Source organism: Virgibacillus proomii (assembly GCF_900162615.1).
In the GTDB taxonomy this organism is placed as follows: Bacteria; Bacillota; Bacilli; order Bacillales; family Amphibacillaceae; genus Virgibacillus; species Virgibacillus proomii.
Window position 1 is genome coordinate 60,960 of record NZ_FUFN01000009.1, and the last position, 22,926, is coordinate 83,885.

Sequence of the window (22,926 nt, forward strand, 5' to 3'; positions counted from 1 at the left end):
GGGTAAAACAGTGGTACTACATTCCACTTAAACAATATGTTCTTCTTTTTCAAAAGTTTTGCAGCTTCAACCTAGCTTTTATCCTCTTTTTGAACCGTACTGTAAAGAGAAGCTGGGGATCTATGTCAATATTACATCACATAGTAACACCCAGCCGGATCATTCCCTGCATCCTTTACAGCATAGTAAAGGTAAAAGCATTCTTTGCATTTACAACATTAAAAATAATTTCACTTGCTCTCCCCTTATAAAGTTACACGCTCTTCTTTTACCTCATCATATTCTGCAATATAAACACCACGTCGTTTCATCTCTTGAATATATTCCTCGCCGGGAACAATTTGTTCTGGTGGATAGACACCTCTTTTCGTAATCGTTCCACCAGCAATCATTTGCGCTACGACAGAGATGGTATTTGCAGTAGCCCTTGCCATCGCTGTAACGTTCGTTTGTTCGTCCTTATATGTGATCATTTCATAAATATGGTTGGTAGTAGTACCCGACTTTTCACCAGCAACGATGACACGTAATAATACAACGTCTTTCTTATCTTCTAATTCCACAATCGGATCCAGAACCTTTAAAAATACATCTCTTGGACATACTTTTTGTCCATTAATCTCTACCTGATAGTCTAATTTTGTTAAATTCAGATCAACAAGCAGCTTAAATTTTTCAGCATGACCAGGATAACGAATGGTTTTATATTCCAGTGTTTTTAAGTGTGGATAGGAAATAGATAGTGTTGAAGTCCCTCCAGAAGTATGAAATGCTTCTAGTGGTCCGAACCGATCAAAATAAACCGTTTCTACTTCAGATAAAGATGGAACCTCCAGTTTCATTCCATTGCGGATAATCAATGACGGATCTGTATAATGATCAAACACTCCTTCCATGGAGAATACATGATTATATTCCAATGGTGGTTCTGGTTTAACAGGAATTCCGCCAACGTATAGCTTTATCTCCTCTGCGTGATCGAGTTTACTAACTCCATAGCCAGACAAAATATTAATCATCCCTGGAGCAACACCTAGATCTGGAATTAATGTGACGTTAGCGTTCTTTGCTGCCTCCTTCATTGCTAATACCTTATCCGTCATATGTCCAATATGCCCCCCTAAATCAATAGCATGGACACCAACTTCTATCGCCGTTTTAGCAACAATTTCATTAAATGAATAAAACAGTGCATTAATAATTACATCAAATTGTTTCATATAGGTCGCTAAGTCGATAGCATCTGTTGCATTTACTTGATAGGCTGTTAGTTTCGTGGATTGTAACTGATCACATACATACTGTGCTCTATTTCTATCAATATCTGCTAAACCAACGGCAGACACACTCTCACTCAATACTAAATCCCGAGCCGCTTCTTTCCCCATTAAACCAGCACCCAATACTCCTATTTTCACCAAATCCACTCCTTCTTCAAGATTTCAACATAAAAAGTTTTCGAATATCTGACAATCAATGAATGATTTACTCGATATCAATTTGGGCTCGTTGTAACTTACCACTGTAATCGATATAAACTGCTTTCCATTCTGTAAATACATCTAAAGCCTGCACACCTGAATCGCGATGACCATTTCCTGTTCCCTTCGTTCCACCAAAGGGCAAGTGAATTTCTGCACCTGTAGTTCCAGCATTAACATAAACAATTCCTGTATCTAAATCACGTTGAGCTTGGAAAACACGATTCACATCTTTTGTAAAAATGGAACTGGATAAGCCATAAGAAACACCGTTATTTACTTCAATAGCCTCTGCGAAACTCTTTACTGGAATCAACGAAACAACAGGACCAAATATTTCTTCCTGGGAAATTCGCATCGTCGGAGTTGCATCTGTAAATAAAGTTGGACTAAAAAAGTTTCCACCTAATTCTCCTTGCCAAACTTCTCCTCCAGCAAGTAAAGTAGCTCCCTCTTCCTTCCCAATCTCAACATACCGCTTAATTTTATTCAGCCCTGCTTCATTAATAATTGGCCCCACCTTTATTGTTTCATCTAAACCATTACCAATTGTTAAGTGTTTCATTTTTTCCAGTAATCGCTCTTCAAGCTTTGCTTTCACGTTCTCATGAACGATGACCCGGCTACATGCTGTGCAGCGCTGACCACTCGTTCCAAAAGCACTCCAAATAATGCCTTCTGCTGCTAACTCTAAATCAGCATCGTCCATCACAATAACAGCGTTCTTTCCTCCCATTTCCAAGGAAACCTTTTTTAATTGCTGCCCGCATTTCGCAGCAATCTGCCGTCCTGTGTCATTGGAACCGGTAAAGGAAATAACACGTATATCATCATGATGAACCATCGCATCGCCAACAACGGATCCACTGCCAAATACAACATTAAGTACTCCATCCGGCAAACCTGCTTCAGCAAAAATTTTTGCTAATTCATAAGCCATTAAAGGCGTTTCTGTTGCAGGCTTCCAAATAACAGCATTTCCGGCGACGATGGCAGGAAAAGACTTCCACGTAGCAATAGCAATTGGGAAATTCCAAGGTGTGATAATTCCAACAACACCAACAGGACAACGCTGACTTATAGCAAATTTATCCTTTAATTCTGCCGGCGTCGTTTGCCCAAATAAACGGCGTCCTTCCCCAGCCATATAAAAAGCCATATCTATTCCTTCCTGAACTTCTCCTCTAGCTTCTTCAAGTACTTTTCCGTTTTCCATTGTTAGAATGCGTGACAGCCTTTCTTTATTTTCTTTCATTAAATTACCCATTCGATATAGCACTTCCGCACGTTGTGGTGCTGGTACTAGAGCCCACTTTCTCTGAGCTTGTTTTGCCGCAGCAACAGCCTTATTGACTTGTTCCTGATTCGACAATGGCACTTGAACAATTTCTTCTCCCGTTGCAGGGTTCATAACTGCTGTTGTTTTATCCGCTTCCTCCCAGTTTCCGGCGATATAATTCTTTAACGTATCCACTTCAATAAATGTCGTCATTGTTAAACCTCCCTATATGATTGGCGATTACGAAGTTGGGTAATCGTTGTCGAAACAGCTATTTGCTCTTTGTCATTCATCACTTCAATCACTGCTGGTTGTTTTGCTTGGGATGCTTCTATAAAAGCGACTTTAAATTCCTGAATGGAAGTAACTCGATATCCAATGGCACCTACACTTTTAGCTAAATCCATAAAATTAATTTCTCCTAAATCGGTTGCAATCACTTTTTCCGGATAATGCATTTCCTGATGCATGCGAATGGTTCCATACATTTTATTATTAAAGACTAAACATATGACTGGAACATCATACCTGACGGCTGTCTCTAATTCCTGACACGTCATCATAAATCCACCATCACCGCTAAATCCTATGACAAGACGATCAGGAAAAGCTAATTTAGCACCAATAGCGCCGGGTAATCCATAGCCCATGGCACCGGAAGTAGGCCCGACATACGTATGTGAATGTTTAAAAATATAATATTGATGTACCCAGCCAGCAAAATTTCCCGCATCATTCGTAATCATTGCATCTTCTGGTAACGTTTTTATTAAGTAATCGATAATTTGTGTATTTATCGGTGAATGCTCAGTCACATCTAACCTACTCGTTTTTGTATAAACAGAATTGCAATGAAAGGCCCATTCTGACCAAGCTTCCTTTACTTCTAATTCGTTTAATCGTAAGAGTGCTTCCTTCATATCCGCAACCATTCCGATAACAGGAGCAACGCTTTTTCCGATACTGTAAAAATCAATATCCATTTGGATTATTTTCTGTTCTGGAGAAAAAAGGGAATAGTCCTGTGTGGTGACCTCGGATAAACGTGTTCCTAAAGCTAATACAACATCTGCCTGCCTAACTGTTTCTAAAATTTCCTTTGGCGTTCCCAAGCCTAGATGTCCTCCATAAAGTAAGTGATCATTGGGAAATACATCATGTCGTCGAAATGCTGTAAACACAGGAATATAGAACATTTCAGCAAACCTTTTTAATTCCTCTTCTGCTCGCGCCTGCTTTACACCACCCCCGGCAATAACCACAGGTCTTTGAGCATCAGCTAGCAGTGCCTCCACTTCAATAAGTTCACTTGCAGACGGTGCAGGCTTTGGTCTTGGAATAACCGGAGCGTAGTGCATTATTTCTTCCTGTTTTAATACATCTTCCGGCAAGGAAATAATCACAGGTCCAGGTCTTCCTGAACTTGCAATTCGAAATGCTCGCTGGACAATTTCCGGTGTTCGTTCTGCATCTTTTAATTCAACAGCCCATTTTGCGATAGATTGAAAATACTGTTCTAAATCAATTTCTTGGAACCCCTCTCTACCACGAAATTTACTATGAACCTGACCTAAAAACACCACCATTGGGGTAGAATCCTGATAAGCTGTATGCACCCCAATCGATAAATTAGCAGCCCCCACTCCTCTTGTCGCCATAACCACCCCTGGTTTTAAAGCAGACTTTGCATATGCTTCCGCCATAAAAGCTGCCCCACCTTCATGACGAGCAGAGATAACTTGAATTGACTTTTCCTCATAAAGTGCATTGAGTACCGGCAAATAACTTTCTCCGGGAACACAAAATACTCGTTCTACTTGCTCCCGCTTAAAACATTCGATAATCGCTTTCGCTGCTGTTTCTTTTGCTCGCGTCGTTTGCATGAAAGGTCACCTCTTTAAACCGAATTTTCCCAATCTTAGAATTGCCTTATCCAATTGATCTGAACGGACAGATAAGGAAATGCGAATAAATCCTTCGCCACTTTCTCCAAAAGCCGTTCCCGGAGTAACAATAATTCCAGCTTTCTCCAACAATTTTTCTGCAAATGACATAGAACTTTCCCCTGATGGAACTTGTGCCCAAATAAAGAGCGTTCCTTTTGGCTTCGCAGCAGTAATCCCAATTTCGGATAAGGCAGCATACAACTTCTCCATGCGCTGTTCATATATAGCATTATTAGCTGCTACTACTGATAAATCACTGCGCAAAGCCTTTGCAGCTGCTTTTTGAATCGGAATAAATTGGCACGTATCCAAATTACTCTTTAATGTCGAAAGCGCTTTTATTACTTTTCGGTTCCCAACGATATATCCTATTCTCCACCCCGCCATATTAAAACTTTTTGATAATGAACCTAATTCAACAACCCAATCCTTTGCTCCAGGAACTTCTAGGGCGCTTGGGGCTCGATAATCGCCAAATGTTACTAAATCGTAAGCCGCGTCATTTGCTAGTATAATCTGATGCTCACGGCAAAAAGAAACCGCTTCCAAATAGGTATCTAAATTAGCTACGGCTGTCGTTGGATTACTCGGGTAGTTAAGAAACATTAGCTTAGCTTCTTTTGCATCTGTGAAATGAATAGTTTCTAGCTGCGGAATATATCCATTCTTTTTATCTAAGGGCAAAGATACGCTTATTCCCCCAGCCAGATGAACTCCTTTGCGATAAACCGGATAACCGGGATCAGGTACAATTACTTTGTCCATCGGGTTAATCACTGCTTGAATGAGATTAGCAATTCCTTCTTTGGAACCAATTAACGCGAGTACTTCTGTTTCTGGATCAAGATCAACCTGATACCGTTTCGCATAAAACGAGGCAACTGCTTCTTTAAACTCCATACACCCGCTATAACTCGAATACCGATGATTTTCCGGCTTTTTTGCCTGTTCGATTAACTCTTGATAAATAAAGTCAGGTGTTGGTAAATCCGGAGAGCCGATCCCCAAATCAATTACATCCACGCCACGCTTTTCTAGTTGTTCTTTCTTTGTTTGAAATTGAGAAAATAAATAAGGCGGCAGATGCTTAACCTTATCGGAAACATAGGTCATTTTTTTCCTCCTATTATTTCACTATTCGAAATGTTGTTTCATTTACCTAACAACAGTATAATAGACGTTCGTTAAATTAGCAATATACAGAAATTACTTTTTATAAAAATAATTTTGTTTCTTTATCTATATCTACCTTTCTTTTTCTCAAGCCAAAAAACAACCCAATAATGCTAGCAATCACAACTGCTAAACCAAGTGATACACTATTTGTCAGACCAAATATAATATATCCTAAACCAGCCATAGCCGCTGCCAAAAACGCATAGGGTATTTGTGTTATAACATGGTCAATGTGATCGCAACCAGATCCTGTAGCTGAAAGAATCGTTGTATCGGATATTGGTGAACAATGGTCGCCAAAGACAGCTCCCGCTAGTACCGCAGCTAACATTGGTAAAATTAATGTCACATCGGTGGCTGCAGCAATCTCTCCTGCAATCGGCAGCAAAATACCAAAAGCTCCCCAAGAAGTACCGGTGGAAAAGGCAATAAAACCAGCAATGATAAATAGGATAAATGGAAGAAAATACAGATTAAGATTTGCAGCTTCAACAATTTCTGCTAAATAACTCCCGGTGCCAAGCTGTTGTATTAACGTAGCAATTGTCCAAGCGAAAATTAAGATGTTAAATCCAGGCATCATTGACTTTCCGCCTGCAAATACACCTTTTAGTAAATGGTGAAAAGAAAAAACACCTTTTATCATATGCCTTATAAATAAAATAAATGTAGTGATTAATCCAATGCTACCACCAATAAGTAAAGAAATGGATACATCTGCACTTCCAAAAATATTAATTAACGTTCTTGTTCCCGTTTCGATGCTGAATAAACCATGGATGAAAATTGCAGCTATTGTGCCAATAAATAAGCTAATAATTGGAATGAGCAAGTCTTTTATTCTGCTAAGCTCACTAACTGGTAGACTACGTGCAGGATCTAGTTTGCTTTTGCGATCAGGGTTCAATACCTCACCTGTTTGAATAGCTCGATGCTCATGAGCTTTCATTGGACCAAAATCAACTTGCTTTAAAGCAATGACAACAACAACTCCTAAAGCTGCCCAAACATAGTAATTCATCGGGATCATTTTTATAAATGCATGGAATGCACTTATATCTGTAAGGCTGTGAGTTGATAATACCGTCCCAATAATTCCTATAATATAGGCTCCCCAGCTGGATACCGGCGCAGTAACACAAACTGGTGCAGACGTAGAGTCAACAATATATGCTAATTTCGCACGAGAGATTCGCATTTTATCTGTAACCGGCTTTGCTATTTGCCCAACTGTAAGACTATTAAAATAATCATCTACGAATACAATAATTCCTAGTAACATTGTCATTAGTTGAGCAGCCGCTCTTGTTTTCACCCTCCGAATCATCCAATCAGCAAACGATCTCGTCCCTCCCATCATCGTTACAAGCGTTGTCAATATTCCAAGCATTAATACAAACAGTAAAATAAAAATATTCCATGTGTTTGGTTGACCTTCTTCTACAAATACGCCTTTAAACGCTTCCCAAACGAATAAAAGAGATTCTCCAATATGAAAACTGGCAATAAACAATGCTGCGGTAATGATTCCCACTCCCAGCGATAATAACACCCTTTTCGTTAATAAAACCATGACAATCGCTAAAATTGGTGGAATTAATGACCAAAACGTGTTTTCCATCAAATCCTCCTTTTTAGTTTGTGTTCTGAGTCACCAGACTTTTGAACACCATCTTTTTATAAGAAAAAATAACAGAAGTACAAACCCCGTTAACGATAGACAAACTGGAGATCTTCTGACAGAAAGAAAAGTAATGATTAATCAAAGCAATTTTATACTGCAAGAATCACCTCCATTTCTACATCTGCTTTATTATTATTCATAAAGTGTTATTATTTATAATATTTAATAATCTATACTTTCATTCCATTCGTAATTTTTAAATTATTAAGATACAACCATCCATTATTGCGGTTAAACAGGAAAACGTTAAGCATCCTTTAAAATGCTAGCTCGAGGGTCTAAGAGCCAGCCCTAAATTATTCAAGTATTGGGACATGTTCTCTACTCTAACATGGGAATTATAAGATGTTTAAATAGGTTTGGGAAAAATGACACTTGACTTTTTTAAAAAAAGTTACTAAAGTAAAACGTAATCTAAAGTGCATGTTCAAAAAGGCGCACATAAAAGCACAGGCACTTGATTAGCGATGTAATAAACTGGAGTTTTGAAAGGTGGTTGCAAGAACACCATTTAATAAAATTGTAGTTACGTTTTTTCATACGAAAGATAAAGAGCAATTATTTTACCGGTCTTTTTAAACAACCTTTTAAAATACTATTTTTATATAGATAATTGTGCACACATCGCATATCAACATCCTAATCCCAATTGCTTACATTACCAATGCTCTACTTAAAGTTTGACAAATCTATTCTTATCTTTCCAAAGATAGCCGCTACATCTGTAAAGCAATGATTCATATGAATTATCTGTTTTATTCCCTTATTGGTAATAAGAGAGGAGAATCCTACCTCTCTATTTTTCATTTTTTATCAGAAAACCTTGCTATATCTTGCTTTTACTCAGGCTGTCTTCTTAAGTTTAAGCTACGTACGTAAAACATTACGCACTATTATTTTTAAAAAGAAAGGAAGAAAACGTTTATGCTCAAAAAGAAAGAACAGTGGGCTTCTAAAATTGGCTTTATTCTCTCCTCAGCGGGGGCAGCTATCGGGTTAGGAGCTATTTGGAAGTTTCCCTATATGACTGGGATGAATGGTGGAGGTGCATTTTTCTTATTGTTTATCGCCTTTACACTGATTATCGGACTTCCGATCTTAATTGCTGAATTTATTATTGGTAGAGGTGCACAAGCAGAAGCAGTTTCTGCTTATCAAAAGTTAGCACCGCCACGAACCCCTTGGAGATTTATTGGTCATTGGGGAGTAGCAGGGGCATTTATCTTAATGTCTTTCTATAGCGTGGTAGGTGGCTGGGTTCTCACTTATAGCATTATATCGATTCCAGGATTAATAATACACGATACAGCAAACTATGCTGATTTATTTGCTACAGTTACCGGAAGTCCTTGGATAACTTTATTAGGTCATTTGTTATTTATCCTGATCAATATCGTTGTTGTCTCGTTTGGGGTTAAAGATGGAATTGAAAAATCAAGTAAAATTTTAATGCCATTATTATTTATATTTTTCATTATTCTAGTTATTCGGTCTGTCACCTTTGAAGGAGCGATGGAAGGTCTCCGTTTTTTCCTTCAACCTGACTTTTCCAAATTAAATGCAGAAAGTATCTTATATGCCCTCGGTCAATCATTTTTCTCACTTGCTGTAGGAGTTTCTGTTATGGTTACTTATAGCTCTTATTTACAGAAGGATGTAAGCTTACCTGCGTCAGCGGGCTATGTATCGATGATGAATATTTTTGTTTCTCTATTGGCTGGTCTCGCTATTTTTCCAGTCGTTTTCGCGTTTGGGCTAGAGCCAACAGAAGGTCCAGGTCTTTTATTTATTGTTTTACCAGAAGCATTTGCGCAAATGCCGTTTGGAGAATTATTTTTAAGTCTATTCCTATTATTATTTTTATTTGCAGTTTTAACTTCATCCTTTAGCATGCTGGAGATTATTACTGCTGCCTTTACAGAAAAAAAACAACGTTCCCGTAAAAAAATAGCTGTTATAGCAGGAATCCTTGTATTTATCACAGGAATACCAGCCGCTTTATCATCTAGCAATTTAGCGAATGTCACCATTTTTGGAAAAACATTTTTCGATGCTTCCGATTTTCTTGTTAGCAATATTATTATGCCTGGCGGCTGTTTATTTATTTCTTTATTTATTGGCTATACCATGGATAAAAAACTCATTTATAAAGAATTCAACTATGGAAATAATTTAGGAGATACGATGTATAGTATCTGGTATCAATTAATACGATGGCTTGCTCCGATTACAATTATTATCGTATTTTTAGGTTCGATTGGCGTCATTTAGGGTAGAATTAAAGTAGACTCAGAATAAACTGTTATTCCACTAACAAACGGATACCTATTATCCAAACTAACCTGAATTCTTTCTCGAGGTATCAAGATTGTTCATAAAGTTTTTTAATGTGATACAGTGTATTTCTTTGCTACTTGTTTTTACATTCCTTATCAAGGGCAGATATTCCATTTGCTTAAGAGCTGTCAGCGCAGACCTTTTGTTATGTTCCGCTTTTTTAAACGCATTTGATAGAGAAAAATTAACTAAAAAACATTCTTATTAGTTAAATAAAGCTGTTAACTTAGAAAATAAAAACACATTATGAATGAGGGGCGGCTCGTTGTTGAAGTGGAAGTTCAGTTAAAAGATAACGTGAATCTTCAATCAATGGGATTTTCTTTTATCCCCCACTGATAAACAGAATCGGCATTCGACTTGCAATAAGACCTCCACTATTCTCCTAGGTTTCACCTCATGGAAAATTGGAGGTCTTACTACAAGCTATATCAAAGGAGAGTGTTTCAAGTTGGCACAAAAAATGGTCATCGTTGGTGCAGTTGGTGGTGGTGCCACCGTCGCAGCTCAAATACGAAGAGACAATAAAGACACTACCATCATTCTTTTTGATAAGAATGGTTATGTTTCTTTTTCCAATTGTGGCATGCCTTACTATCTTGGAAAAACAGTAGCTAATCGAAATGATATTTTATACCCTAAAGATAAATTTGAAGAAAAATACAATGTTCATGTCCGAACATACGCAGAAGTAACAGCAATAGATCGCAAAAATAAAATGATTACTTATGTCTCAGAATCTAAACAATTTACGGAAACGTATGATCAACTTATTTTATCCCCAGGTGCTACTGCAGTAATGCCATCCATTCCAGGTATGAATAAAATGCGCACATTCAATCTGCATACCATTCCAGATATGGACGCCATCGCTACATTCATAGAAGAAAAGCAACCAAAAACAGCTGCTATCATCGGTGGCGGCTTTATTGGTCTCGAAATGTTAGAAAACTTGCATGAAAGAGGAATACAATGCACATTAATTGATCGCTCAGACCAAGTAATGAACCCTATTGATGATGATATGGCTAAAATAGTTCATCAGTATGTAAATAATAAAAACGTGGACCTTATTCTTAATGATGGATTACAGGAATTTTCTAATGATGGAAAGACACTGCATTTAAACAGTGGAAAAGTAGTAGAAGCAGACATAACTATTATGGCCGTTGGTATTAGGCCGAATATTAAACTAGCTAAAGAAGCAAATTTATCCATAGGCAAAACTGGAGCTATCGTTGTCAATGAATTTATGCAAACCGACGATCCGGCTATTTATGCTCTAGGTGATGCCGTTGAGACAAAGGATTTTATAACAGGAGAGCCGAGAAATATTGCATTGGCTTGGCCAGCACATCGTCAGGCATTTATTATAGCAAACCATATTAATGGTAAATCAATCCCTTATTACGGAACAATTGGATCCAGTATACTCAGACTTTTTGATTTAACACTTGGAGCAACAGGTTTAAACCGCTATCGTTTAGAAACGCAAAAAATCGACTATAAAGAAGCTAAAATAGAAACCCTATCGAATGCAGGATATTTTCCCGACGCAGACAAACTCTGGATTAAAATATTGTTTGATGCCGCAAATGGTCGTATTTATGGTGGACAAGTAGTGGGGTATGCGGGTGCCGATAAACGATTAGCCATCCTTTCAACAGCGATAAAAAGCAAGCTGACAGTTTATGATTTACCTGAGTTGGAGCTCGCTTATGCACCCCCTTATTCAAGTCCTAAAGACCCAATTAACATCCTTGGATATAAAGCAATTACTTTATTAGCTAAAGACATGTGATTTAAAATTCTATCTATAAAGCTCATGAATAAGTAAAACTGGATGATTTATATGCTTTTTCTTTTATATTAATCTTTTGTACCGGTTGTCTGATTACCTGTTATGAACACTTACCTACCATCTTCCCGGCTTTTAGGGCTCTTGTTACCACATAAAGAAGAGAGTGGAACATAATTAAAAAGATCAACTTTAAATGCGAATGTTTACTGGAATAAGGAAACTTTTATAAAAAGAAAAATCCGAACTAATTCGAATTCTAATGAAGAATTTTGAATCATGGTTCGGATTTTTCTTTGACTAAACCACTTTTGTCCCAGCCTCTTCTATCTACTTACGCAATCTCTTATATCGACGTTTTGCTTTAATTGCTTAATTGATCGACAGCCAGGATAGCAGAAGCTACATCATCTGCAGTTATGTCGTTAGATAGATTACCCATCGTCTCTCCTTCTTGTGTTGCAGCCTCGCCTACTCTCAATAAATCTTCATAGGAAGCAGTATCAAGATGCATTTCTTCTAAAGTAGTCGGTAAACCAAGTTTGCGATAAAAATCAATGTATTTTTGCAGTTCAGCTTTAGGATGCAATTCTAAGACTAGTTGAACTAATGTTCCATAAGCCACCTTTTCTCCATGTGTCAAATGATGAATGTCACCTTCTAACACAGTAAAACCATTATGAATAGCATGTGCACCTGCTAGTCCACCACTTTCAAAACCTAGCCCTGAAAGCAATGTATTGGCTTCAACAACAGCTTCTACATGCTTTGTTACTAATCCTTTTTTTACTGCTTGATAAGCTGCTTCTCCATAAGCAAATAATGTTTTTTCACATTCTTGAGCAATGGCTTTTGCCGCAATACTTGGCTTTCCTCCAGCCATTGTAACTCCATCGCTTTTTAAGGTAGCTCTAACTTCAACCCATGTTGCCATTGCATCTGCAATACCAGAGGCGAATAATCGGGCTGGTGCTTTTGCTACAACCGCTGTATCAACTAATACTAAGTCAGGGTTTTTATTATAAAACTTATAGGATTCGAACACACCTTCATCACTGTAAATAACGGATAACGCACTGGTTGGCGCATCAGTAGAAGCGGTAGTTGGAACGATAATAACGCTTACATCTAACCCGTCGGCAATCGCCTTTGCAGTATCAAGCGTTTTACCTCCTCCTACACCAATTACCGTATCAACTCCATGTTCTTTTCCTTCTTTTACTACCCGTTCAATTTCTGTTAAGGAGGCCTCACCGTTAAAAGGAACATAATGATAATCAACATTTTCGTCCTTCATACTTGCCTCAATCATTTCTTTCGTAAGATTCCAAACAATATCATCAGACAGAACCAATGGCTTCTTTCCAATAGTTTTTGCATGCTTACCAATACTTTTTAAAGCACCTTTTCCCTGGATATATTTACTCGGTGAAATAAAAATGGTGTCTGACATGTCATCGCTCCTTTTTGCTGCTTCATTCCAATACTGATGTGCTAAATATACTGTAAAACTTGTAACAACTTATTCGTGGAGTATAAGAGCTTTTGTGCTAATCGATTTGAAAAGAAGATAACTTTCCAAACCAAGCCGATGTTTGCGGTTACGTTAGTATGGAACAGCAACTTTAATGGTTAGCACATATATAGTATATCAATCATTGAAAAGAATATACAAGCTTCTCGTGACTGATTTCACATTTATTTAATATATCTGTTTTTTAAAAATAATAAAGTGGAACATAACTAGCCAAATATCGTGAAAAAAGGTTCTGTCATCGTTCTTTGATAACAGAAACCTTTTTTGTTGGATTTTCATAATCTGTTTTTCCATATAGCATGGGTACTTCACAAGTTTTCTGCGATAAAGGCAAATCCTACATCATTTTCTACTTTGGCTTTGTCTCAACAGATATACAATGCAAATTAACCTTCAAGAATCTGAACAGTAGTTCTACTTCCATTATCTGCCTAATATTAACCCATAACACTTGATATATCAGCTTTTAATGACCATGTAATATTTTTTAATAAGTGTATAAAATTAGTCATTTGTTACCAAATATGTTACCACGAAAAAGAGAAGGCATAAAAAACCTTCTCTTTTTCTACATCCACAATTATATTAGCACTTATTTTATGATACTGAAAATTACCAATATCAAACGTAATCATTTTTGTTTCGGGATTAGCACTTTGAATAACTCCTGTAAACTTCTCGTATTTCCCTCTGTTATATGTAGTGATTGTCATCTCATTTTTAAATTCTAATGCTTCTCCTAATTTCTCCGATATTTCTATCATTGTTTCCTCCGTTAAATTAGATTTATTGCTTGATGATTTTTTCTTGCCTTTTTGCGGTTTTGGTAAAGCAATCATTTTATAACTCCCTTAATAAGAACGTTTGTTTCCATCATTATTATAAGAACAAGACATGAAGATTTTCCACAGCCAGTTATGTGGGTTCATGATAACTCCCTCCCTCTTTATTTAGAGGAAGACATAAAAAAATATGAAGCAAAAAGAGGGTTGCCAAAGGAGTGAACCACATTGAAGATTGGAATGCGAAAGCCTAGCCTTATAAAGCGTGTGGCTACTAAAACAAGTGTAAAAAGGCAGGTTGTCCATCGTGCGGGCTTAAAAATGCCTAAAGGCTATGGATGGGTTCGTAATCCTAAAAAAGTAGCATATAATAAGGATATAATAAAACCACATTTGATATTTTAAATTGATTAAGAAGTTGTTTAAATAGTTTAGCTCTCTAGTTTGATATAGAGAGCCTTTCTTTTAAAAAAAGAAGCTTCCTCAAAAGTTTGCTCAACTTATGAGAAGCCTCCATTAATTATCCTCAATGTTAACAAAATATTAATATTACACTCTCATCTTACATAAAACCCACTTTTTGAGGTGACATAAACTTACATCATGCCACCCATTAACAAAAAGATGTAACATGTTGTATAAATCAGCCAAAAGAAAAGACTGGCTCAAAAAAGAATTATTTCTCAACTTATGTGCCAAACTTTTTAACACATATAGCAGCATACTAATTATTATCACTTTCATAGTCTATATAAATTAAGGTTTGATTATCTGGACCAAATTTCACGTGAGAGACTTTATTTAATTCGAATAAATCATAAAACTTGCTGAGATTCCATGAAAGGCTACTTTTAAAAGAAAAATCAACTTTTTGATCAGTTACAACAAATGATAATCCCATCCCTCTCTCGTAAAATTCATATAAGTATTGTAATGCCCTTTTTTCTATACAACCTGCTACATATTTCTTTTTAGGTAGTTAATATCAGTTTTATAAAATTCATCGAGTTCTCTCTTAAAATCACTGTAAACTTCTGACATCATAAAGTAAATAATTTGATTATTAGGAAAAATGGTAGTTATAATCTCATTCAACTTTTCATTTGAAATATCATCTTCCAATTCATAAATATATTTATTCATAACAACTAATCTCCCTATTTCATTTTTGGCTTTCTCGGATAAATGTTATAATATCTTTTTAAATTAGGAGCCTTATGATAATGCAAAACTGGTTTTGAAAAATAACGCCTATTCAGCGTTTTATTAAATCCTCTCTACCCTTTTCAATTAACAGTTCCCTTACATCTATTTTATATTTACCATAGATCTTACCAGTTTTTGTACATTGTGTATGTTACATAAAATTAGCTAACCCTATCAGAAAACCGTGTTTCTGTTAGAGTTAGCTTCTTACTACAAATCTTCTTCAAACCGATAAACTAATTTATACTTTTCTTCATCTAATAAATCTGCCACATGTATTCGAGTACCGTGTCCAAATACTACTTCATCTTTTGTCATTGCCACGATCATCGCTTTTGTTTCGTTTTTTATATCAATATAAATATCACCGACTGCTGGTTTTAGGTTACTGTCGCTTTCTGCTAAATAACTAATCGACTCATCTTGTATTTGCTGTTCCTCTGGTACAAGGCTTTTATCGTAATAAGCGATTTCCCTACTTGCATCCTTCTTGCCAGGGACCATAACAACATATTCGTTATGCTTCACACCATTATCTCTAGTAGTAACAACATTTCCATCCTCTACACTATCAACTTTTTCAATCGCATTCAGTGAATAGTGATCCAGAAAATCAGGTGCTGGTTTTACAATTAAAATATAGTCACCAGGCTCCGGCATCTTATTCTTATCTATCGTATAACGTTTACCGTAGAAAATAAAAGTATCATTATGCTGCGGGCGGCATAATTCAATTTCGCTTGCCTTCGTTAATATCTGCTGCATATCTTTTAAACGATACAAATGTACAGATTTCTTAAACATCGGTTTTACTGAATACACTTGGTGCAACTCATTTTTGTAAAAAACAAACTGCCCCTTTCTTACCTGAAAAAGCTTCATTTCACTACCTCCTATAATGGTGTTCCATTTGAGTATATTACATCTATATAAAAAAAATAAAGTCTAAAATGATGTTCAAAAAGTCCGATAAAATGCATGTTGCCCATATATCTAACTGCATACACTCCACTACTCAAAAAACACTGTCCTACAACTTTAATTTAACACACTGGGATGCGCCAGTGTCAGTGTTTCAATAGAAAAAGATAAACATAGGCGCTCTAGTTAGCGACATACAAACTGGAGATTTCTGCCGAGAAACGGGAGACACACAACGACAGTAGGAGTCAATGTTAGCCTATAAGGAAGGAGATCGAAATTTGCTAAGCTTAAGCGCATAAATAAGTAAGTTAGACGATATCCACGATGGAAAAGCGAGTATACGTCTTAGACAATAAGGAAAAATCAATATTGATACATGGCATATTTTCAAGGACGCCTACGATCTTAGTAGACCTGAGTCTATTTAGCCTCTTTTTGAAAAAAGTAATCTAAAATTATTTTTCCTTTATTTCAATGATTTAAACATGTCGAGCTTAGATAAGATGAATAACTAAGTTCCACTACATTTTCTCCATATGAACAAAAGGTAATTCAGTATCAATATTTCCTATTATACGTTTTACTGAAAAATCCTTGCCTTTCAGCCAACTATTAAAATCAAATATTACCGGCTCCCTATTCCCTCCCAGAGCAAACCAAGCTTTAAGCTGTTTAGGAAAATAACCAGATGTATGAATCGTACCTGCCCACTGTTTATACTTCGTAGAAAATACCTCTTTCTCAGGATCATTCATTAGTTTAAATGCTTGATAGGCATTTTTCACCTCCGGTCGTTCTCTTTCCATCGCTTGTTGCCGGCGATATGAATCTTGTAAGTGATGGCGGTTTTCTGTTGTTAACTGTTCAAAGTGATTGGTACAAATTTGATCTTGTCGAACTTTTACCGCACGAGGAGAAGCTTCTACAATAAATGTTCCCCCATTTTTATCCAATAAAACGTAGCTGAATGAATGGCGATGGGGAATTTCTCGTAATAATGCTATTGCTTCCTCGACATTTTTACAGTTTTCTAGCACGATTCTTGCAATCATATTACAAACAAACCCATCTTTAGGTTTTCGTCGATGGATAAAATTGTACCCTATAGCTAATCCATGTTCATTCATTCCATCCATTCTTCCAGTAATACGTTGGGAAGGAGCGATGGTCGCATATCCCTGATCAGTAGGTTCATACACGACATAGCGACCTTCATACGTCTTTGGATGATAATCGTAATTACGAATTATATAATCCGACGTTGCAAAAATAGAACAACCACTTTTCTTATATTCTAAACGATACCCGCCAAACTCCTGTAAAACATCATCCATTTCCCACTCTAGTGCATCCATTAAGCCACAAAGCTCATCCCAAATTCCAGGAGCAATTGGCATAATAGCTTCTCTAACTTCTTCTTCCTTGATCGTAAATCGTGGTCGCCTGATTTTCCACAGTTTTTTCCGGTTATCCAAAATATAGGAGTGCTTTAAATCTTGTCCTTGTTTATATCCAAAATCATAATGTCTTCCCCGGTATTGGAATACCTCACTATACACTTGTTTCATTTTTTTCCCCCCTATTTCGGTTCATGACTTTTACCATTGTAATTCTTTACGTACCATTTGAAAATCAATACGTATTTTGAATCTTTTTTGTTAGTTGAATCGTATAAAGAATAGAGTTTAATCATAGGAGTGAAAATCATGACAGGAATTTTAACAACAACTATTCTCTCATTTATTCTGTATTTTGTGATTGCCGGATTTTTTATTGTTCAAAACAAAAAATATCGGATGACTACGGTAAAAGCAGTTGGTCTAATATTTATTAATCTCTTTATTATTGGCGTTATTATTATATATATGGTTATGCCTCCCATTACAATACCAAATATAACGATTGCTAATCTTATTACTGGTGCTGTAGGAATGATCGGTTTATATACAATTACGAAAAGTAAACCATTTACGAAATCGACGAAACATTTCGATACGATTACCGGTGCAATTATTTTATTGGCAATTATTACGATTCCTGGATTTATTATTTTAGGTGTGTTCACATTAGATAATACGCATCATTCTATTACAATCAACGAAGTGGAAGAAGCAAAACCTTTAGATAAAGAATCTACACCAGTAGTCGTATCTCCTGAATTCGCCCGAAATAAAGTACAAAAAGCAATGAGTGTTGTACCTAACACGCAATTTTATGATTTAGGAAAATTGCAAGTACAAAAAATAAAAGATGATATCGTTTTTGTTGCCCCCGTAGAATTTACAGGGTTTTGGAAATACTTCCGCGGAAAAGAAACAGAAGGTTATTTTACTATTTCTGCAACAGATATAAACGCCCAGCCGGAGTTTGTAGAAAGCAAAATGAAATACACGAACTCCAGCTATCTTAATCATAATGTATCACGAACAATTTATAATGCCTACCCTGGTTATATTCAAAGTGGGGAAGCCCAAATCGAAGTGGATGATAATGGAAAGCCATGGTATGTTCAAACCCTATATCGGCCAATCGGATTAACGAATAAACCAGATTTCAACAAGCTGAATGTCGCTGTCGTAGATCCAGTTACAAGTGTTGTCAAGCTTTACAAAGCTAATAAGGCCCCAGAATTTATTGAAGGATCCATTAGTTCTGAAATGGCTTCTGATGAAAATGAGTATTTTGGTAAGTATGTACATGGTTGGTTAAATTCATATTTTGGTAAAAAAGATGTTAAAATACCGAATGAGTCAGGAACGGAATCGAGTGTGACCCCTATTTTTAATGAAAATGGAGACATGTATTATTTTACCGATATGTCCTCTCCTAAAGAGAATATCGATTCTGCACTTGGATATACATTAATTCATGCTCGCACCGGTGAACTAACTTATTATAACGGCAAGCAAAACAACGGAATTATGGATAGTAAAGGTGCTAAAGAAATTGTAAATAAAGAGTTTCCGGAAAAGAAATGGACTGGAAGCATGCCTGTCTTATATAACATCGATGGAAACCCTACTTGGGTAGTTAATGTCCTTGATCCTAACGGTTTATTTAAACATTACGCCTTTATTAAAGCTGCTGACTCAGACTTTGTTGTTTTTGGCGATACAGCTAGCGAAGCCCTTGAATCATACCGCTTAACAATGGCACAGGATCCAAGTAATGTAGAATCTACCGATGAAGGATCACTTGAAAAGCGCAGTGGTAAGGTAGAACGTGTACTTGTTACAACACAGGATAAAAAACAAATCATCCAATTTTTACTTCAAGATGATGAAACCATTTATACTGTTAACTCAGGTAAAGCTCCACGCGCAATCTTCTTACAACCTGGAGACAAAGTTGAATTAAAAGCAACTATTCGTGACAACCAGACCGCAATTGTCGAGACCATTACCATTGAAGGGTTAACAAATAAAGAATGATCTAATTTTAGAAATTTTGACTGATGCTAGGTAGGCGCCCGACTAGTTTTGTTTTATTAGGATATGAAAAAATTTTACTGTATTGTGATTTACTTCAATGCTAAAAATTATATTTTTAAATATATGAAACCAGACGAAAGCTAACTCTTTGGTCTGGTTTATTTTTTAGGTAAGTTTAAACTAGAAACATAAACATATTTTTGTATTTGTTTAGAAAAACTTAGTTTGTCGCCAAGTCTTTAGCGAAAGCTGTAGTTTTTCTTATACGATAAAGTGAAACTTCATTCCGTGAAATGCTTTTTACACGGAATGTTAGTACCACAAGGGTATGACCTAAAGGCCCTTGAACCAATCGGGCATTTAGGTGCCGTTTTCTCCCACTTTGACTCTTTTGTATCAATTCAGGACTTGAAGTGGGAACTTACGGCACCTTACATGCGGGATAAAGCCTAAAAGTTTTATACTTCCTATAGTACTAAAAGAGAAACGAAACTATAAACAAATGGATTAATAAAAATAGTCATTTGCCTATTTTTCCTTCTTTTGTCTTTTCATCCACTTAAAAAAGTTGGTTAACCAATAAGCAAAGCACGCTACAGCAAAGTTGATGAACAATAAATAAGTTAGGTTCATCCCTTTATCTAATCGTAAATAATCAATTGCTATAAAAAAGGCGTCTATAAGATAAGCTATAGCTAAAGAAATAAGGAAAGCATAGAAATAAAAATTTTTATCTCTATTTGTACAATATTGGTATATTAACATATATGCAACCGGCAAAACTACTGCTGTAATTGTTATTCCAGGCACTTTAGCTGTTAAATCATGAGGATGAACAAGGTAATTACCTGCTTCTAATGCACTATTTAATTTGGAAGCAATCATATGCACAGAATAGCCATAAAAAGATACTTCAAATATCCTCTTTCGATCGATAAGTATATATAAAATGATTAATGGGATTAAAAAAAACAATACATTAAACCAAAAATACCATGTATCTATTCCGGAAGTCATATTCCAATATTCAGACTGTAGTTTACCTAACTTTTCTTTTAAATGATAAATTTGACCATATAATTGATTTGCATCCATCTTGTACCCACCTATGTTAAAGTCATATGCGACTGTAGTGAAGAAACTTGCAAAATTCCGTTTTACGAAGCATGTAGCTTTTTTAGTTCCGATGCTTCGTAAACAAACATCTTAAAGTGCTAACAGAACTTCATAAAAAATGCTAGTTTTAGTACATTGTAACCAAAATATAGTCGATTTATTCAAAAGTCCATATGTGGAAAATGTATCATTTCCAAGCCAATAAAGAAAAATATACAATATCATCAACCATCTGCCCAGTGTCCAGAGGAAATTCCTTCATTGAAGGAGCCTAAAAATTTTCACAACCTAACTCAACTACGGTGGTATATTTTTTAGTTAACATTGTAAAATTTTAAAAAGATTACTTATTCCTCTGCAAGTAAAGAAAGTTCTTCCCATCTGTCTATCTTTTCATTTAATGTTTTCTCTATTTCTTGCTGTTCTTGATACAATTGCTGTACTTTTTCAGAGTCACTTCCGGCATTAATAATTTCTTCTTGAATAGCTGCTAGCTTTTCTTCTAAAGCAGTGATATCATCTTCTATTTCATCCCATTCTTTCTTATCTAAATAGGACATTTTTTTCTTTTGCTTGTTTAGAATAGGTTTTTCCGGCTCTTTACTTGGCTGTTTTGCGGCTTGATCATTTGTTTGTATTTGTTGTTTTAAAAAATCTGTATAGTTGCCGTGATACGAAGTAACTGAATCGTTACTGGTAAATACAAGCAAACGATCCACAACCCGATCAAGAAAATAACGATCATGGGATACGCAAACTACTACCCCAGGAAATTCATCTAAATATTCTTCTAATACACTTAATGTTTGAGTATCTAAATCATTGGTAGGTTCATCAAGCAACAGCACATTCGGCTCTTTCATCAATATTTTCAATAAATACAAGCGACGTTTTTCTCCGCCGGACAATCTATGGATATACGTCCATTGTTGTTTTCGTGAAAACAGAAAGTGTTCCAGCATTTGCTCTGCGGTGATTACCGAACCGTCCTTTGTATGAATCACCTCAGCCACTTTTTTAATGTAATCAATGACACGTAAGTCTCCGTCCAGCTCCTCATCACCTTGTGTATAGTAGCCAATTTTGACCGTATCACCAATAATTACCTCGCCTTGATCCGGCGATATGCGCCCAGCTATCATATGAAGTAAAGTAGTTTTACCTGCACCGTTTGGACCTACAATCCCCAGCCGATCACCTGGAATCAGCAATTGATTCATGTTGGCTAAGATTTTCTTTTCTCCAAATGATTTACTCACTTCTTTTAATTCAATTACTTTTTTCCCTAATCGCGTAAAACCTACAGGTACATGAATCGTTTCTTGCTTTATTTGAAAAGTCTGCTCTTGCATGTTATGTACACGTTCAATCCTGGCCTTTTGCTTCGTAGAACGAGCCCTTGCTCCACGTTTTAGCCAAGCAAGCTCTCGGCGTAATGCATTTTGATGTTTTATTTCATAGTTTCTTTGTAATTGTTCACGTTCTGCTTTTTTCTCTAAAAACACTTCATAATTTCCTTCATACGTATAAAGATTACCATCATGCAATTCGATGATCCGATTTGTTACACGATTTAAAAAATAACGATCATGGGTAACAAGTAATAACGACCCCCGATACATCTCTAAGTATTTCTCCAGCCATTCAATGGATTCATGATCCAAATGGTTAGTTGGCTCATCTAATATTAGTAAGTCCGCCGGCTGGACTAAAGCCTTAGCAAGAGCTACTCGCTTCTTTTGTCCTCCAGAAAGCAGTGCAATCTGTTTATTAAAATTGGTAATTCCCAACTTAGTTAGAATTGTTTTTGCGTTTGTATTTGCTTCCCAAGCATCGAGTTCATCCATCTTTTGCTGGATATTCAATAAGTCTGTTTGCGCTTTTTCGTTGGTTGCATCCAGTTGTAATCGTAATAAAGCTCGTTCATATGCACGCATCACTTGCATCATCGGTGAATCACCATAATATAATTGCTCCATCACTGTCAGACTTGAGTCCAAATCAGGATCTTGAGCTAAATATTCAATTTGATAATCTTTAGGATGCTCCATTTTCCCTTCATCAGCAGGTTCTATTCCGGCAATGATTTTTAGAAGCGTCGATTTTCCAGTACCATTTACTCCAATTAGTCCAATCCGTTCTCGTCCAGCTATATGTAAAGAGATAGAATGAAAAAGTGTTTTATCACCATATGTCTTCGTTATATTTTCTATTGTCAGCATATCTCAT

The 22,926-nt window shown here is 36.3% G+C and carries 16 protein-coding genes; 4 read left to right on the forward strand and 12 right to left on the reverse strand.

Annotated features, from left to right (window positions below; genetic code table 11):
• Window positions 1–245 precede the first annotated feature (245 nt).
• The 5 genes from BN1066_RS02995 to BN1066_RS03015 all read right to left on the reverse strand — a co-directional run bounded on the left by BN1066_RS02995 (window position 246) and on the right by BN1066_RS03015 (window position 7,503).
• Window positions 246–1,418, reverse strand: coding sequence for a saccharopine dehydrogenase family protein (locus tag BN1066_RS02995; RefSeq protein ID WP_077318033.1), 1,173 nt, complete (start codon window positions 1,416–1,418; stop codon window positions 246–248).
• Window positions 1,419–1,485: 67 nt separating this feature from the next.
• On the reverse strand, window positions 1,486–2,973 hold the full coding sequence (locus tag BN1066_RS03000; protein ID WP_077318034.1) for an aldehyde dehydrogenase family protein: 1,488 nt from the start codon (window positions 2,971–2,973) through the stop codon (window positions 1,486–1,488).
• 2 nt (window positions 2,974–2,975) lie between these two features.
• Window positions 2,976–4,643, reverse strand: a complete 1,668-nt coding sequence (locus BN1066_RS03005) for a thiamine pyrophosphate-dependent enzyme (RefSeq protein ID WP_077318035.1) — start codon at window positions 4,641–4,643, stop codon at window positions 2,976–2,978.
• 6 nt (window positions 4,644–4,649) lie between these two features.
• Complete coding sequence (locus tag BN1066_RS03010) at window positions 4,650–5,819, reverse strand: aminotransferase class I/II-fold pyridoxal phosphate-dependent enzyme (RefSeq protein WP_077318036.1); 1,170 nt, start codon at window positions 5,817–5,819, stop codon at window positions 4,650–4,652.
• Between the two features lie 100 nt (window positions 5,820–5,919).
• Window positions 5,920–7,503 (reverse strand): Na+/H+ antiporter NhaC family protein, encoded by a 1,584-nt coding sequence (locus tag BN1066_RS03015; RefSeq protein WP_077318037.1) that lies wholly within the window; start codon window positions 7,501–7,503, stop codon window positions 5,920–5,922.
• Between the two features lie 987 nt (window positions 7,504–8,490).
• On the opposite strand from BN1066_RS03015, the gene BN1066_RS03020 reads away from it, so the two are divergent.
• Both BN1066_RS03020 and BN1066_RS03025 read left to right on the forward strand, forming a co-directional pair.
• On the forward strand, window positions 8,491–9,837 hold the full coding sequence (locus BN1066_RS03020) for a sodium-dependent transporter (protein WP_077318038.1): 1,347 nt from the start codon (window positions 8,491–8,493) through the stop codon (window positions 9,835–9,837).
• Between the two features lie 517 nt (window positions 9,838–10,354).
• Window positions 10,355–11,704 (forward strand): CoA-disulfide reductase, encoded by a 1,350-nt coding sequence (locus BN1066_RS03025; protein ID WP_077318039.1) that lies wholly within the window; start codon window positions 10,355–10,357, stop codon window positions 11,702–11,704.
• A gap of 361 nt (window positions 11,705–12,065) precedes the next feature.
• Here BN1066_RS03025 and BN1066_RS03030 read toward each other — a convergent pair whose 3' ends face one another.
• Together BN1066_RS03030 and BN1066_RS03035 are read right to left on the reverse strand one after the other, a co-directional pair.
• Window positions 12,066–13,154 carry a glycerol dehydrogenase gene (locus BN1066_RS03030; RefSeq protein ID WP_077318040.1) on the reverse strand — a complete coding sequence of 363 codons (1,089 nt, stop codon included), beginning with the start codon at window positions 13,152–13,154 and terminating at the stop codon, window positions 12,066–12,068.
• A 611-nt stretch (window positions 13,155–13,765) separates the two neighbouring features.
• Window positions 13,766–14,077: a YolD-like family protein gene (locus tag BN1066_RS03035; RefSeq protein WP_077318041.1), complete on the reverse strand. Its 312-nt coding sequence runs from the start codon at window positions 14,075–14,077 to the stop codon at window positions 13,766–13,768.
• 171 nt (window positions 14,078–14,248) lie between these two features.
• Between BN1066_RS03035 and BN1066_RS03040 the strand changes: the two genes are divergently transcribed.
• Window positions 14,249–14,425 carry a hypothetical protein gene (locus tag BN1066_RS03040; RefSeq protein ID WP_342745588.1) on the forward strand — a complete coding sequence of 59 codons (177 nt, stop codon included), beginning with the start codon at window positions 14,249–14,251 and terminating at the stop codon, window positions 14,423–14,425.
• A 552-nt stretch (window positions 14,426–14,977) separates the two neighbouring features.
• On the opposite strand, the gene BN1066_RS03045 is transcribed toward BN1066_RS03040, so the two are convergent.
• The 3 genes from BN1066_RS03045 to BN1066_RS03055 all read right to left on the reverse strand — a co-directional run bounded on the left by BN1066_RS03045 (window position 14,978) and on the right by BN1066_RS03055 (window position 17,718).
• Window positions 14,978–15,163 (reverse strand): hypothetical protein, encoded by a 186-nt coding sequence (locus BN1066_RS03045; RefSeq protein WP_077318042.1) that lies wholly within the window; start codon window positions 15,161–15,163, stop codon window positions 14,978–14,980.
• Between the two features lie 273 nt (window positions 15,164–15,436).
• Entirely contained in the window at window positions 15,437–16,108 is a 672-nt protein-coding gene (locus BN1066_RS03050) for a hypothetical protein (protein WP_077318043.1), read from the reverse strand.
• 563 nt (window positions 16,109–16,671) lie between these two features.
• Window positions 16,672–17,718, reverse strand: a complete 1,047-nt coding sequence (locus BN1066_RS03055) for a C45 family autoproteolytic acyltransferase/hydrolase (protein WP_077318044.1) — start codon at window positions 17,716–17,718, stop codon at window positions 16,672–16,674.
• A 138-nt stretch (window positions 17,719–17,856) separates the two neighbouring features.
• Here BN1066_RS03055 and BN1066_RS03060 point away from each other — a divergent pair, with 138 nt between their 5' ends.
• Window positions 17,857–19,581, forward strand: coding sequence for a DNA-binding protein (locus BN1066_RS03060; RefSeq protein ID WP_077318045.1), 1,725 nt, complete (start codon window positions 17,857–17,859; stop codon window positions 19,579–19,581).
• A 528-nt stretch (window positions 19,582–20,109) separates the two neighbouring features.
• Here the strand turns inward: BN1066_RS03060 and BN1066_RS03065 are convergent.
• Window positions 20,110–20,676: a hypothetical protein gene (locus BN1066_RS03065; protein WP_077318046.1), complete on the reverse strand. Its 567-nt coding sequence runs from the start codon at window positions 20,674–20,676 to the stop codon at window positions 20,110–20,112.
• Between the two features lie 368 nt (window positions 20,677–21,044).
• Entirely contained in the window at window positions 21,045–22,919 is a 1,875-nt protein-coding gene (locus BN1066_RS03070; RefSeq protein ID WP_077318047.1) for an ABC-F family ATP-binding cassette domain-containing protein, read from the reverse strand.
• Window positions 22,920–22,926 lie beyond the last annotated feature (7 nt).